This window comes from Anaerocolumna jejuensis DSM 15929 (assembly GCF_900142215.1).
Lineage (GTDB): Bacteria > Bacillota > Clostridia > Lachnospirales > Lachnospiraceae > Anaerocolumna > Anaerocolumna jejuensis.
Window position 1 is genome coordinate 1 of the sequence record NZ_FRAC01000007.1, and the last position, 15,591, is coordinate 15,591.

The 15,591-nt window shown below is 39.7% G+C and carries 13 protein-coding genes; 11 read left to right on the forward strand and 2 right to left on the reverse strand.

The features are described 5' to 3' along the window. The 8 genes from BUB77_RS30655 to BUB77_RS03495 all read left to right on the forward strand — a co-directional run. The coding region (locus tag BUB77_RS30655; RefSeq protein WP_207650826.1) for an RHS repeat domain-containing protein at positions 1-963 on the forward strand (963 nt) is incomplete at its 5' end. A 16-nt stretch (positions 964-979) separates the two neighbouring features. After that, complete coding sequence (locus BUB77_RS03460) at positions 980-1,288, forward strand: hypothetical protein (RefSeq protein ID WP_073273014.1); 309 nt, start codon at positions 980-982, stop codon at positions 1,286-1,288. A 527-nt stretch (positions 1,289-1,815) separates the two neighbouring features. Continuing rightward, entirely contained in the window at positions 1,816-2,412 is a 597-nt protein-coding gene (locus tag BUB77_RS03470; RefSeq protein ID WP_073273017.1) for a hypothetical protein, read from the forward strand. A gap of 127 nt (positions 2,413-2,539) precedes the next feature. Next, positions 2,540-4,918, forward strand: a complete 2,379-nt coding sequence (locus BUB77_RS03475; RefSeq protein WP_073273019.1) for an RHS repeat-associated core domain-containing protein — start codon at positions 2,540-2,542, stop codon at positions 4,916-4,918. A gap of 1 nt (position 4,919) precedes the next feature. After that, positions 4,920-5,402, forward strand: coding sequence for an Imm26 family immunity protein (locus BUB77_RS03480; RefSeq protein WP_073273021.1), 483 nt, complete (start codon positions 4,920-4,922; stop codon positions 5,400-5,402). 569 nt (positions 5,403-5,971) lie between these two features. Next, the gene (locus BUB77_RS03485; protein WP_073273029.1) at positions 5,972-6,319 is read left to right on the forward strand and encodes a hypothetical protein; all 348 of its coding nucleotides are present in this window, start codon (positions 5,972-5,974) and stop codon (positions 6,317-6,319) included. Between the two features lie 506 nt (positions 6,320-6,825). After that, positions 6,826-7,173, forward strand: coding sequence for a hypothetical protein (locus tag BUB77_RS03490; protein WP_073273031.1), 348 nt, complete (start codon positions 6,826-6,828; stop codon positions 7,171-7,173). A 616-nt stretch (positions 7,174-7,789) separates the two neighbouring features. Beyond that, complete coding sequence (locus BUB77_RS03495; protein WP_073273033.1) at positions 7,790-10,024, forward strand: HelD family protein; 2,235 nt, start codon at positions 7,790-7,792, stop codon at positions 10,022-10,024. Between the two features lie 179 nt (positions 10,025-10,203). Here the strand turns inward: BUB77_RS03495 and BUB77_RS03500 are convergent, their stop codons facing one another. Both BUB77_RS03500 and BUB77_RS03505 read right to left on the reverse strand, forming a co-directional pair. Then, positions 10,204-11,472: a peptidoglycan-binding domain-containing protein gene (locus tag BUB77_RS03500; RefSeq protein ID WP_073273035.1), complete on the reverse strand. Its 1,269-nt coding sequence runs from the start codon at positions 11,470-11,472 to the stop codon at positions 10,204-10,206. 81 nt (positions 11,473-11,553) lie between these two features. After that, positions 11,554-11,808: a YkgJ family cysteine cluster protein gene (locus BUB77_RS03505; RefSeq protein WP_073273037.1), complete on the reverse strand. Its 255-nt coding sequence runs from the start codon at positions 11,806-11,808 to the stop codon at positions 11,554-11,556. 275 nt (positions 11,809-12,083) lie between these two features. Between BUB77_RS03505 and BUB77_RS03510 the strand changes: the two genes are divergently transcribed. From BUB77_RS03510 to BUB77_RS03525, 3 genes are all read left to right on the forward strand, one after another. Next, positions 12,084-13,499 carry a phospholipase D family protein gene (locus BUB77_RS03510; RefSeq protein ID WP_073273039.1) on the forward strand — a complete coding sequence of 472 codons (1,416 nt, stop codon included), beginning with the start codon at positions 12,084-12,086 and terminating at the stop codon, positions 13,497-13,499. Between the two features lie 524 nt (positions 13,500-14,023). After that, positions 14,024-14,866 carry a DUF5685 family protein gene (locus BUB77_RS03520; RefSeq protein WP_073273043.1) on the forward strand — a complete coding sequence of 281 codons (843 nt, stop codon included), beginning with the start codon at positions 14,024-14,026 and terminating at the stop codon, positions 14,864-14,866. Next, the gene (locus BUB77_RS03525; RefSeq protein WP_073273045.1) at positions 14,847-15,575 is read left to right on the forward strand and encodes a J domain-containing protein; all 729 of its coding nucleotides are present in this window, start codon (positions 14,847-14,849) and stop codon (positions 15,573-15,575) included. Before BUB77_RS03520 ends, BUB77_RS03525 begins: the two co-directional genes overlap by 20 nt. Positions 15,576-15,591 lie beyond the last annotated feature (16 nt).

The following is a 15,591-nucleotide window of genomic DNA, read 5'->3' on the forward strand; positions in this document are numbered from 1 at the left end:
TTCTTATGGTCAGGCAATACCCTTCTGCATGAATGGGAGGTTGGAGAAGAAGGGAAGAGAAAACTCCGGGAGAGAGCAGGAGAGAAAGCGGATTACCTTCTAAAGATAGAGGAAAAGGCAGATCAAAAGGCCAGAGCGGATGCAGTAAAAGGAAGCGTACCTCCAAATGGTCTTATTACCTGGGTATTCCAGGATGATTTCATCCCAAGGGCAAAACTCACAGAAGAGGATGCTTACAGTATCATCAGTGATTATCTTGGAACCCCAGTGGAAGCCTATGATGAAGAAGGAAAAAAAGTCTGGGAAAGAGGGCTGGATATCTATGGAAGAGTAAAAACCAGTCTGAAAGATAAGTTTGGAAGGACAACAGATCTGGTGGGCGAAGATGGCTTTATTCCATTCCGTTATCAGGGGCAGTATGAAGATGTGGAGACGGGTTTGTATTATAACCGGTTCCGATATTATGATCCGGAGATTGGGCAATATACGCAGCAAGATCCGATAGGATTGGCAGGTGGAAATCCAACGATTTATGGGTATGTGAGGGATCCAAACATTTGGATTGATCCATGGGGATTGATAGAGGTTTTTAGGAATTTACGTCCAGATGAGATAATATCGGAAGGATTGTCTGCTAGAGTACCTGGAAGAGGAATGAGTGTTGCTGGACATATTATGAACGGAACTAAACATAATGGATCACAATTTATTTCCACAACAACTGATATTAATGTTGCTATGAAATGGAACAATTCTGGACAAACTATGGTGAGGTTTGATACTGAAGATGTTATTCCTGATATTTTAGGTAATAAAAGCATTGTAGATGTATCAAATCCAACAAATGCAAGAAATGTGGGATTAGGGGGGCGTTCATATTCCAATGCGGTTTCTTCCAAAGAAGTGTTAATCGAAGGAAAAGTACCGGCAGATAAGATTGAAAAAGTATCATGTATTAGATAGAAGGGAGTGATAATTTGTGCGTATTGAACAAGCAATAGATATAATTTATAATGGATTAGTTAGTGAAAATTCAGTGCCGGTAAAATTGAGAGCATACAGGGAATTGGATTTGGAGCAGTTAGATCGAGTAAAAAAGGCATTGGCTTTTGCATTGGAGTATTATAGAGATAAAAAGTTTGTTCCAAAAAAAATAGCGATAGCGATGGTTGATATTTATGGGGCATTTTCATTTAAGAAAGGGGACTTTGAAGATAAAACATTGCAGGAATTAGAGGATATTGGGATAGAATTGCAAGAAAAGGCTCTGGAACTCTTCTCTGAATAGTTTCGGTTCCCAAATGCCCAACTGGTTCCCAAAATGCCTGTGAACTCTGGGCGGCACAATTTCTTATGACATGTTTTGTAATACATGGCCAGATGGTTATACACAAGAAAGCTACAGAATCTTTATTGCCGAGAGAGTTAGACGATTGGAAAAGCTACAAAAGGATTTTATTGCGTCACTTTAGAGCAACATATATAACCCGTAGGGAAAATACAACCTTGCGGGTTATATATGTTGCCTTTGTCATACCATTGACCGAGCGGAGAAAACAAAATTCCTATATGGATAAGGTGGATAACCAGTCACTTTATGCGGAGGAATCCCGTGAACAGAAAAACTGTCAATACACAAATGTTACCCGGTATTTCCAAGATTGGTGGCAAAGATATTAGGTCTTTTTAATTTAAGTACGAATAACGCTATGCCGGGAGAAACTTTAGAAAAAATAAAGGAATTGCAGGCGAAAAGAAAAATTCCAAAAGGAGAGTTTTCTTGTTAGTTGTAGATCATAGAAAGGATGCTTTAAGATGGATAAAATTTTAGATGTTACAGATTATGGTATTTGTTTGTTTTCACTACCTGTTATTGATGAATTTTTAAAAAAAGAAAAAGTCAGGTCAAAAAAACTTTTGGCTAATTTTCAAAAAAATCATAATAGATACTTAAGAATGTTAGAATCAGGAATATGGCTTCCATTTTTGCCAATAGATAGTATAGATTACTTAATAAAAATGGAGGGACAAGAACCGATTTTTGGTGATGAGTGGAAACAGAAAATGGAACATGGCCAATTTAATCTTACTGTTAAAGATAGTGTATGGATTACAAGTATATCTTATTTTAATATATTTGATAGAAGTGACTATGTTGGAGATAAGGTTTCCTACAGGACATTAGATGGTATTCTTTGCCATGCAGGATTCCGTTATGATGTTCCGTCCGGTAAATACCTTGTATCTATTAAAGGCTATGCACGTAAGCAAAAATTAGATTATCCTAATCCAAACTATGGATTCTTATTCTCTCTTGTTAAAGTTAATGAATTTAACGGTTTTAATGACCCACGAGAGGATGAAATCTATAATTTTAATGTGCCCAGTATCGATAGAAAAGGCTTAAAGTAAGCATAAGCGTAACTTAGAACATGGGAAAGCCTCCTAGAGTTAATACGATAATAATATCGTAAGATAAATATCATATTAACACAGGAGGCTTTTTTCAGATTACAAATCGTCTGAATAAAGAAATCGTATGGAAGTAAGCTTTACCTATACCATTTTAGGCAGTATCACCTCCCGTACCCAAGGGGAGAGGACCATCCGATATGATTATAATAGGGAAGAACAGCTTGTTTCCGTCACCAATGAAAAAGGGGAGATCTGGCAGTTTGACCGGGATGAGAAGGGAAATATTACGAAGGAAATTCAATATGGCGGTCAAACATATGTCTATGAGCGGGATTATTCCGGCCTAATTACAAAAATCTGCCGCCCAGGAGGACGGTATACCAGGTATCAGTATGACAAGATTGGTCAGGTGGTTCGTACAGATTACCATGACCAAAGCTTTGATGCTTTTACTTATAATAAAAACGGTGATCTGGCAGAAGCAGAAAACCAGCATGTGAAACTGAGACTGGAGAGGGACAAGACCGGGCAGATTATCAGGGAATGGCAGGATTATGACTGGGCAGCCAAGGAATACGATGAGTCAGGAAGCTGTACCCGAATAACCAGCCGCTTTGGTGCCGATATCCGTATGGAACGAAATGTGATGGGACGGGTCATTGAGCTTGCCGCTTTCCGGAATAAAAAGAGGCAGTGGACGGCACAAATGGACTACAACTTATTGGGACAGGAAACAAGACGTCTGGTATCCGGAAATGTATGCAGCCAATTTGAATATGACCAGATTGGCAGGCCCATTTATCACACAGTGGGACTGCAGGAACATCCTGCAGGAGGTGAGAGGGGATTTCGCAGACGCCGATATGAATGGGGAATCAATGGGCAGCTAAAGCGGGTCACCAATGAACTGACCGGAGGCAGCGTGCTCTATTCCTATGATTTATTCGGTCATTTAGCGGGATCAAAAACAAATCAGTTTGAGGAGCTGTTCCGGACTACGGATGAGGTAGGAAACCTGTATGAAAGAAAGGACCGAAGCGACCGTATCTATGGAGCCGGAAGCCGCTTAGAGCAGTCCGGAATCAGCCATATGGGTCAAAGAAATCACAATCAGCCTGGCAGGCAGGAAGAGAAAAAGGCTCCGGCCGGCACGAGGTTCTTCTATGATGAAGAAGGGAATCTGACGAAAAAGACAGAAGCAAATGGAGAGCAATGGTTCTATGCTTATTATGGAAATGGAATGCTGAAAAAGGTTGTGAAACCAGACCGAAGTGGAGTATACTTCCAATATGACCCCTTTGGCAGACGAATTGAAAAAGCAGTCAGCATAGAGGGAAGTGAGCAATCCTTTTCAAAAGCAGAAGCCGGAGTGCCTCCCGAAGAGGACTCATGGGAAAAGGCTGGTGATGGCTGGCTCAAAAGGGCGGGCAGGGATAAACAGGATTCCTATACGGACAAGATGGAGAACCAGTCACTGTATGCGGAGGAATCCCGTGAACAGAAAAACTGTCAATACACAAATGTTATCCGGTTCTTATGGTCAGGCAATACCCTTCTGCATGAATGGGAGGTTGGTGAAGAAGGGAAAAGAAAACTCCGGGAGAGAGCAGGAGAGAAAGCGGATTATCTTCTAAAGATAGAGGAAAAGGCAGACCAAAAAGCCAGAGCGGAAGCGGTGAAAGGAAGCGAACCGCCAAATGGCCTGATTACCTGGGTATTCCAGGATGATTTCATACCAAGGGCCAAACTCACAAAAAATGATGCTTACAGTATCATCAGTGATTATCTGGGAACTCCTGTGGAAGCCTATGATGAAGAAGGAAAGAAGGTCTGGGAAAGAGAACTGGATATCTATGGAAGAGTAAAAGTCAGGCTGGAAGACAGGTATGGGAGAACGACAGATCTGGTGGGCGAAGATGGCTTTATTCCATTCCGTTATCAGGGGCAGTATGAAGATATGGAGACAGGATTATATTATAACAGGTTCCGGTATTATTCGCCGTCTGACGGGTGTTATACTCAACTTGATCCGATTGGGCTTGAGGGGAATAATCCAACTTTGTATGGGTATGTAAGTAATCCAAATATTTATATTGATCCATTTGGATTAGATCAATTTGGTCCTAATCAAGATGTTTATGCTTTATTCAATAAAAGTGATGTTATAAATGGTTTGCCTAAACCGGGAGCAAGGCCTTTTTATGTAGGAATAAGTCAAAATTCAAATGTACGTTTAGGACAGCATACGAATTCAGGTAGGTATAACCCTGCAACTGATGTAAAGGTTGATTTGCATAAAAATGTTGATTATGCTATGGGAAGAGCGTATGAACAGACTTATATTGAAAAATATAAAACAATTAAAACTACAAACCCTAAAGCCAATCAACAAAATTCCTTTAGGCATAATAGAACTGATACGAGAGGTAAAGCGTTTGAGGCTGAATATCAAAAAATTAATAATAAACAATCAAATAGCAGTAATATGAAAGGAAGTTGTTAATATGAAAATAGAAGAGGGCAGCATTTTTGGTATCCCATTATTTATGGAAAAAGATGATTGGAAACTCAAATCAAAGTTGTCTGAAAAAGATTTAGATAAAGATTTTGCATTTGGCAGAGTTATAGAGACAAGTTCATCTGTACTAGTTGAAATATTTAAAAAAATAGGTTCTGCTCATACAGACATAAATGAAATTGTGAATTCTGGTATTATGTTTTCCCCTGTTCAAATATTTTGGGATGCTATTTCCAAAAAAAGATGGCGAATAGTTGGTCGGACTGAAAATTATGATAAGTTTAAAGACTCCAATTACAATAATATTGAAATGGCTTTTGGATTAGATGATGATTTTAGACTGAGACATTTAAGTACAGGAAAAGAGAGGCCTATTTCACGAGATGAGCTAAAAAAGTATGAATTTTCAGTGGTGTGGTATCCAATTGATTTGGAAAAGAGGATATTAAATGAACAATTATCCATTTAATAATCATATTCAATGGATAATTTCTGCCATAAAGGATATGCGTACTATTGTATTGAAATCATCAAACTAATAATAGGCACAATTTCTCATAACATGTTTTGTAATACATGGCCAGATGGTTATACACAAGAAAGCTACAGAATCTTAATTGCCGGGAGAATTAGACGATTGGAAAAGCTACAAAAGGATTTTATTGCGTCACTTTAGAGCGACATATATAACCCGTAAGGAAAATACAACCTTGCGGGTTATATATGTTACCTTTGTCATACCATTAACTAAGCGGAGAAAACAAAATTCTTATACGGACAAGGTGAAGAACCAGTAACTTTATGCGGAGGAATCCCGTGAGCAGAGAACACATCAATACAAAAACGTTATTCGTTTTTTATGGTCAGGCAATACACTTCTGCATGAATGGGAGGTTGGAGAAGAAGGGAAGAGAAAACTCTGGGAGCACCTCTAGAAAGTGATATCCATAGAGCAAACAAGATGGCAAAAGGGGCGAAAGAAGTACTGGTAGAGGGTGAAATACTTAATAAAAAAACAAATTTGGGAGGGTGTTAAATATGATGAAAGCTAGCTTAAAAAAATTTTATGAATATCTAGGATCCGATGAAGAATTAATGTATTTCGTTCGTATAAATGTGGATTGGAATGAGGAGTCATTTATAAAAATGGAGCAATTAATCAGAGAAGTGATAAGGGATTATGCGAATGACGATTCCTACCCCAAAAGATTCATTATCTATATCATGAGAGATATACCATCGATAATAGGGATGCTCTCTCATTTTAAGGTATGTACAGAAGATTATATACAAAAGGGATATACACAAGAAAGTTATAGAAACTTAATTGCGGAAAGAGTTGAACGACTACAAAAAGTTATAGAAGATTTTATTATGTCGTTATAGCAAATCAAGCTGATTCGATTGGGCTTGAGGGTGGAATGAATGCATATTCTTACGTCAACGACTCAAATTCACGAGTAGATATGTTCGGATGGGAAGATATTTGTATATCGAGCTTTGAGTCAGATGGATATTAAAAATATAAAGGCGGGATTAGGTCTTATTCCCAAGAATCCTTTTGCAAATGCTTTGCCGATAGAACATGTACTGCATGAATAGACTCCTGGATACGGAGAACAATTTATTTCCTTTACAAGGGATAAGGGATTTGCGGAACGATGGGCTGCTAATTCTGGTACAAGTGTTGTTAGTGTTGATTTAGATGCGATTCATAATGCGAAAATTGATTTGTCAACCCCGGAAGGCAGGATAGCTCATTTGGGTGATGCAGGTAGCGCAGCTCCATGAAGTGATATCCATAGAGCAAACAAGATGGCAAAAGGGGCGAAAGAAGTACTGGTAGAGGGTGAAATACCTAATAAAAAAACAAATTTGGGAGGGTGTTAAATATGATGAAAGCTAGCTTAAAAAAATTTTATGAATATCTAGGATCCGATGAAGAATTAATGTATTTCGTTCGTATGAATGCGGATTGGAATGAGGAGTCATTTATAAAAATGGAGCAATTAATCAGAGAAGTGATAAGGGATTATGCGAATGACGATTCCTACCCCAAAAGATTCATTATCTATTTCATGATAGAAATACCATCAATAATAGGGATGCTCTCTCATTTTAAGGTATGTCCAGAAGGTTATATACAAGAGGGATATACACAAGAAAGTTATAGAAACTTAATTGCGGAAAGAGTTGAACGACTACAAAAAATTAGAAAAGATTTTATTATGTCGTTATAGCAAAATTTGTTTCAGAGTATTAAGTGATATATTAGAACCGCTTAAAGACTATGAACCGCCTAAATGTACAATAGATATAGGTATGGAAATAGGCGTATCGTTCTTTGGAAAGGAACATCAGTAGAACAAGGGATATGGATGTTAGGACAAGGAGGAAGATTAATAGAAGGACATCTAGGAGATAATAAAGTAATTATTCTTAAAATTGCTTTAACGGATAGGAAAAATATCCGGAGGTTATAAAGGGAGTAATACCGAAGTGCTGTTGGATGAAAAAGCAGGCAGCATCTGGGATATCAAGGTGCTGACGCAAGATATCCTGAAATAGATATAAAAAATTTCATAAATATGAAAAAGGTTCTACCATAAATGTGCGGGAGTGTGAAAAACACATTCCTGCCATTTATGGAGGACCTTTTTTATGGAATAGGCATAAAAAAAGCTGTCAGAATTGTCTGACAACTCGATTTCGTATTTTTAGGTAAACTACATTATGAATGATACCATAAGTGAAAAGAAAAGTCTAGTATTTTTTTGAAATTTCCATTAATATTTACAAGTAGCCTGTTAACCGGACTTAAACCATTAGTTCGCAGTAGACCTATAGGAGGGTATCATGGAGAATGGAAAAATGGAAGAAGACCATTTGATGGAAAGACATGAAGAGCTAAGAAGTGAGTGGGAAAGGGAAGAAAATTATTTAAAAGAATGTGTGGAAATCATCCGATATAATGTGGAAACACAGACTGCAGAGCTTGTCCAGGTACGTGCGGAGACAAAGGAAATGTATGATAATTACCGGTCAGACAATCCGGAGCTTCATAATGACCTTGTTATCGGACTTAGCAGACAGACGGATTTAGAGCGGTCCCTGAGCAAGAACCTGGCAGCTTTGAAGAAGCCTTTCTTTGGGCGTATTGATTACAGAGAGTTGGGAATGGAAGTAAGAGAAGGGGAGGAGGAAGAGGAAAAAAAGCAGTTCTCCTTATACATTGGAAAGAATGGGGTCAGCAAAAGCAGTACGGAGATTATCATTGTGGATTGGAGAGCTCCGGTTTCCAGTGTATATTATGACAGTGATGTAGGGGAAAGCTCCTATTTGTCACCCTATGGGGACAGGATTTTTATTTCACTGAATTTGAAGAGGACCTTTGAAATTCAGGATAGCAATCTGGTGGATTACTATGATACGGATGTGATTGCAAATGATGAATTTCTGACAAAGTATCTGGGAAAAAATAAAGAGGTGGTATTAGGGGAAATCATTGCAACCATTCAGAAGGAGCAGAATGACATTATAAGGGATACGCCCTGGCATAGTGTTATTGTACAGGGAGTGGCAGGAAGCGGTAAAACCACTGTTGCCATGCACCGTATTTCCTATATCCTGTATAACTATAAGGAAAGATGCCGCTCAGACGAGTTCTATATCATCGGCAGCAATAAGATGCTTCTTAATTATATTACGGGTGTGCTTCCGAATCTGGACGTCTATAATATCAACCAGATGACCTTGGAGGAATTTTTAATCGTTCTTTTGGATAAGGATTTTGATTTCAAAAAGAAAAAATATACCCTGGTTAGCCCCTTTGCAAAAAGCCGTATGAAGCATAAGGAAAATGACAGCACAAGAACTTTATTAAAGCGGTATAAAGGCTCCCTGGATTTTATAAAAGCCCTGGAATGTTATCTTGACTGGTATGAAACTACCGTCTTACGCCCGGAAGATATTATCTATCATGGGAAAAATATTTATTCGGAAAATGAAATACGGGAATTTCTCAGCATTTTTAAGGAGAAGCCTCTCTCGGAGAAGCAGGAACTCTTAAATAAGCGCCTGGTCAGTAAAATCAGGCTGGTAAATGAAAGAGAGCAGCAGGAGAAAGAAATCATAAGCATTGAAGCAAAGAAATACAAGGAGTATTTCGGGAAAAAGGCTTTAAAGTACAATCTGGAAGATATCTACCTGAATTTTCTAAAGAGCCTTTTGGATAACGGACGCTATGCCGGGTTTCCTTTTCATTTGCCGGAGAAGGAGGCGGTAAATCTTCTTATCAGCGATTTTACCGGCAAAAAAATTGACATTTATGACCTTGCCATGCTTACCTATCTGAAAAGAAGGTTAAAGCTGACCAGAGATTTTGAATATGTCAGCCATATTATAGTCGATGAGGCCCAGGATTTTGGCGTTTCGGTATTCTACTGCATGAAGCAGCTGTTTGCAAATTGCACCTATACAATCATGGGAGATATTACGCAGAACATTCACTATGATACCGGAATGAATGACTGGGAGGCCTTACGGAGAGAAGTGTTCTCTGAGGAGAAGGATAAGTTCTATGTTTTAGCAAAAAGCTACCGGAATACCGTTGAGATATCAAATTATGCCAGCAGGGTATTAAAGCACTGTACCTTTAAGACCTATGATATTGAACCCATTATCAGGCACGGCAGTGAGGTCGAGGTTTATAAGGCAGAACGGGAAGAGGAAATGCTGCAAAGAACTGCAGAAATCATAAATTGCAGCAAGGAAGCGGGATACACCACACAAGCCGTTATCTGCAGGACGGAGGAGGAAACCAAAGAGGTACACAAAAAGCTGAAAGAACTCATGGACCTGGAGCCTTTAAAGGATGACCTGGAAGAAATGAACTTTACAAACGGAATTATGGTGCTTCCCATTCATATGACAAAGGGGCTGGAATTCGACAGTGTACTTTTATGGAATCCGGACAGGGACAATTATGAAAAGAGTGATGCGGATGCCAAGCTTTTGTATGTGGCAATTACCAGGGCTCTGCATGAACTTCATATTGTATATATGGGAGAACTGGCGGAGCTGTTGGAGTAAAGTTTTGGAATGGAATAACTGAATGACGGGGATGTGATTTTGTAATAATAATTTTAAAAGGGCGGTCTTTCACAATGGGACGGCAATTTGCACAAAGCAGAAAGACTCATGTACTGGTTCCAAGGCGCATGAGTCTTTCTGCTTTGTGCAAATTGCCTGTGAATATATTGAAACTGGGCTTATCTGCAATGCTGTTCTGCTTGCAGAAGACTATTGTACAGGCTTCGAATGGAATACCAGGTTGCTGCGTCTACAATACCGGTTTCCGGAAGATGGTAGATTTCCTGAAAGGCTAATACAGCCTTTTCTGTTTTTGGGCCAAAGATTCCGTCTTCTTCTAATAGAGGGATGGCAGGATAAGCCCGTGCTATCAGGGACAGTATTTTTTGGAGGGCGTTGACATTTCCGCCCTTGCTTCCCGGCTTTAATTCTTCTCCCTGCCAGGGGAAGACCAAACCGGTTATTTCATTGGTATAACTGATAAACAAATCAGCACCGTAATAAAAATGAAGGATATACATGGTATCATAGCCTGTATCTCCCAGGGCCTTGGCACCCCACAGGGACATCATCTTGGGACAGTCCACTATGGTACCCCGGCACCTTTGGGTCAGTATGGGCTGCAATATGTCCGGCCTGGCTAAAAATAAATTGAACATATAGTCTACGGCTATGCTGATGTTGTCATAAATATTACGGCCGTAAATCCACAGCTGGTCATAGGCAGTGGATGTGGTTATGTGAAAGGAGTAGCCCTGTCTCTGGTACCAGTTTGTAAAATAACGGTTGAGAGAAAAGGATAAGGTGGAAAGGATGACAGCATAAATTGTGGCAGTGGTCCAATTGGCATAGATAATACTGGAGACTACATTTTTAATATAATCCCTGTATTCAACATTATAGTCGGTGGCAGCATTATCACTTGGTATACCATTATGTACGATGAGATATTCGGGAATGGCAATAATGGTAGGGGCATCCGATTCCGGCATTTCCTTTACTTCGGGTTCATATACATTTACCGGGTAATTTCCATAGAGGTAGTGGGGTTCAATTACAATTACCTTTGAGTTTTCATCGGAACTGTTAAGGCGGGGCATGGAGATTGTCTGCAGGGAAGAAGTCTCCGGTAATATCTGTGCTCCATCAATGATAACGGTTTGAAGGCCGGGGGCACTTGCTACAAGAAGGTACTCGGAGTAAGGCATAGGACCGGGGGGCTGCATACTGTATTCCAGAGCCGGAGCTTTCAGATCGATTGTCTTCGTTGTACCGGATATATTTGTAACAAGGCTGTCAATTAAAACATCAGGATCATTCCTGTCATAGATATTTATGGTTGCAGTGTCGACCGGCCTGTGGCCGGCCTCGCATATTACATGTACCTGAAGTTTACCGTAATATTGATCTCTGACGATGGGCTGCAGTGTTTTAGTGGTATTGTCCATAATATTTCCCCGCTCATTGATGGATTTTATTAAACTGGAATTACTGTTATATATGCATAAGCAAAGGAAAAAATGCCACTATTAGTTTGTTGTTAATGATTCCAGGGTCTTCCAGTAATCAAAAGCATAGCTTTCATCAGTACCGCACATTTCCAGGGAGGGAGTAAGGCTTTTACATACCCTTGGACGCCTGTCGTCACCAAATAATTTACACTTATTGTCCTCTGTAAGCTGAAGGCAGCGTACCCCCGCAGGCTTACCCTGGGGCATTCCGGGAATGGGAGAGGAAATGGAAGGAGCGATACAGCATGCGCCGCAGCCGATTCTACAATTCATTGTACGTCTCTTTTCTGTAATTTTTTTAATTCAATCCAGAGAATGTCACTTCGCTGCATTTTTTACACCCCATATATTCATAAATGAAGACTGGGATTAACTTATGATATCCAAATCAAGTATAACATAAGCAAATTCATGAAAAAAGTCTGATATATATAAAAAGTAAATTAAGAATGTCCCAGGTCCATTGACAAACACACAGTTCCTGAGTTATGGTGGTTACTGGACTTACTAATAAAATCTTAAGATAGAGCAGAAGAGAGCAGGTTCCTATGAAAAAAACAAAAGTCATATCAATTACTGCATTTGTACTTTTATTATATATCATAATCGGTTCCTCCCTCCCCTTTATCCGTCAGCCCAAATATAAGGTATCGAAAGCGGATGCTGTCACGGCCGGTAAAATTTACGGGCAGTCAGATGGGCTGAGGGCTGGTATTGTAGAAACCAATGAAGAAGCTCTTACTATCCGCCTTCGAATGATAAAAGATGCAAAAAAAAGAATCGTATTATCTACCTTTGATATACGGCCCGGAAAAAGCTCCGACGATATCTTTGGAGCGCTCCTTGCGGCGGCAGACAGAGGAGTAAAGGTTCAGATATTGGTGGACGGCTTATATGGGACACTGCATATGGCTAAGGAATCGGATTATTATGCAGCAGGCAGCCATTCTAATATTGAAATACGTTTTTACAATGTGCCAAATCTTCTAAAGCCATGGACCATTCATGGCAGACTGCATGACAAATATCTTCTGGTAGATGATGACCTCCTTTTATCGGGGGGAAGAAATACCTTTGATTATTTTCTTGGCAGTTACAGTGACAGTGCCAGTTTTGACCGGGAGGTCCTTATTTATAAGAATACAAAGGATAACAAGAAGGAGGTTATAAAGGATACCTATGATTATTTTGAAGGTGTCTGGAATTTAAAGGTATGTAAGCCTGTTTTTGAAAAAACTCCTTTTTATATAAAGGATGTCAGGCGGGCAAGGGAAAAACTCCTTTCTCATTATCTGGAATTAAAGGAGCAGAAAAAGGATATATTTGATACAACAAGTGATTATGAAAAGCTGACCGTGCCTATTGACAATGCTGTCTTACTTGCAAATCCTACCCATATTTATGCCAAGGAACCGGTGGTATTTTCCGAACTGGTCGCCCTTATGAAGGGTTCCAGGGAGAGAGTATTCATACAAACACCTTATGCGGTGTTCAGCAAGGATATGTATAAAGAAATTACAGAAGCGGTAAAAGCCCAGCCTAATATCAAAATGCTGCTGAATTCCACGGCGGTAGGGGATAACTTTATGGCTTCTTCCGATTACACCTTGAACAGAAAGAAAATAACAGCAACAGGAATCAACCTGTACGAATTTTACGGGAGCCATTCTATTCATGCAAAATCCATAGTGATTGATGATGATATTTCAGCAGTGATGTCCTATAATCTGGATATGCGAAGCACCTACATCGATACGGAGGTTGCTTTGGTAATCAGGGGAAAGGAATTCAACCGTTTATTGGAAGCTAACATGGAAATGGTGGAAAAGGAATCGTTGAAAGTAAAGGAAGATGAAAGCTATGCCAGTAATGCTTCCGTTCAGATAAAGGAGCTTACTCCGGCAAAGAAAACACTTTTTTCAATTACCTCCGTTGTTTTTCAATTGTTTCGTTTCCTGTTATAAATTTAAGCGGGCAGAGAGCCCCTTTAGCGTATTGAATGAAAGGAAAATATAAAAGAAAGGATGCCACAGTATTCTTCCTTCCAGGTTTCGTGGCTAATCGGTAAAGAATAATGAAAGAGAAATTCAGGCAGTTTATGATAGGCAGATATGGGATGGATCAGTTAGGACAGTTCCTGATCTGGGTCGGTATTATTACAATGCTTTTATCCAGCTTTATAAGAATCGGTATATTATCTATTATTTCATTCTTTCTTTTAATAATCTGCTATGTAAGGATGTTTTCAAGAAATGTAAATAAAAGGTATACGGAAAATCAAAAGTTTTTAGCGAGCAAGGAGCGATTTCTTGGTTTTTTCAAAAATTTTAAAGGGCAGAGAGAGCAGAATAAAAAATATCATATATACAGATGCCCTACCTGCAAGCAAAAGATAAGGATTCCAAAAGGGAAAGGAAAAATCTGCATTACCTGTCCCAAATGCCATGCGGAATTTATAAGAAAAAGCTGATAAAGGTGAAAAAAAACTATGTTTGGTTATATAACCATCAATAAACCGGAATTGAAAATAAAAGATTATGAAAAATACCACTCCTATTATTGCGGCTTGTGTAAAGTTCTGAAACGGAAATACGGAGCGGTGGGCCAGGCAACGCTGACCTTTGACATGACCTTTCTTATTGTTCTTCTCAGCGGACTTTATGAATCCCAGGAGAAAACAGAAGCACACCGCTGCATTGCCCATCCTGCCAAAAAGCACTTGATGCGGAGCAATGAGATAACAGAATACGCCGCTGATATGAATATTATATTAGCGTATCATAATCTGATGGATGACTGGAAGGACGACAAAAACCTGGGGAAGCTCTCACTGGCTAAAATGCTGGAAAGAAATTACCACAGACTTCAGAAGAAATACAAAAGGCAGGCGGATGCCGTAGCTCACTATATGGAAGCATTGGATGAATGCGAAAGGAACAAAGAATCCAGTCTGGATAAGGCAGCCGGGCTTACCGGTGAAATGCTGGGAGAAATCTTTAACTATAAGGATGATGAATGGGCGGACACCTTGAGAAACCTGGGATTTTACCTTGGTAAGTTCATCTACTTATGTGATGCCAGTGAAGACAGGGAGAAAGATAAAAAGAGCGGAAGCTATAACCCCTTTTTACTTCAGGAAAAAGAGGTTAATAACAGAGAAATCCTGAACCTTATGATGGCTGATTGTGCAAGGGAATTTGAAAGACTTCCCATATTAATGAATGCAGATATTCTGCGTAATATTCTGTATGCAGGAGTCTGGTATAAGTTTGAAAAAATACAGTCAGACATAAAAAATGAGGAGATTAAGTATGGTAATGGATCCTTATAAAGTGCTGGGAGTAACACCGGAGGCCTCTGGCGATGATATCAAGAAAGCTTATCGCTCTTTAAGCCGCAGATATCATCCCGATGCCAATATTAACAATCCGAATAAAGCCCAGGCGGAAGAGAAATTCAAGGAAATACAGGTAGCCTATGACAGGATCATGAAGGATAGGGAAAACGGTAATTTTTCAGGCTATTCACAGGGCTCCTACGGTCAGAGTACCTATGGTCAGGGTACCTATGGACAAGGAAATTATAATCAGGGTGCCTATGGAAACAGCACAGGACAAAATGCCTATGGTCCTTTCGGATATGGATATTATGGGACAGGGGATGGTACATTCCAGGGGCAGGAGGAATCTCCGAGATTAAGAGCGGCAGCTGTTTACATTAATTCCAGGAACTTCACGGAAGCCATGACAGTTCTGGAATCCATCCAGGATAGAAACGCTGTATGGTATTATTACAGTGCACTTGCTAATCAGGGACTTGGCAATAATGTCACGGCCTTGGAAGCAGCCAGACAGGCAGCAGCCCTGGAACCCGGTAATATGCAATATCAGATTCTTTTAAAAAGGATGGAAGGCGGCGGAATCTGGTATGAAAATATGGGAGAAGGCTATGGAAGAGCCGGAGAAGGACTGGGAAGGGTATGCACTACTCTTTGCTGGCTTACCATGCTGTGTAATTGCTGCTTTATGAGACCTTATTAACAATGCAGTCGAAAAT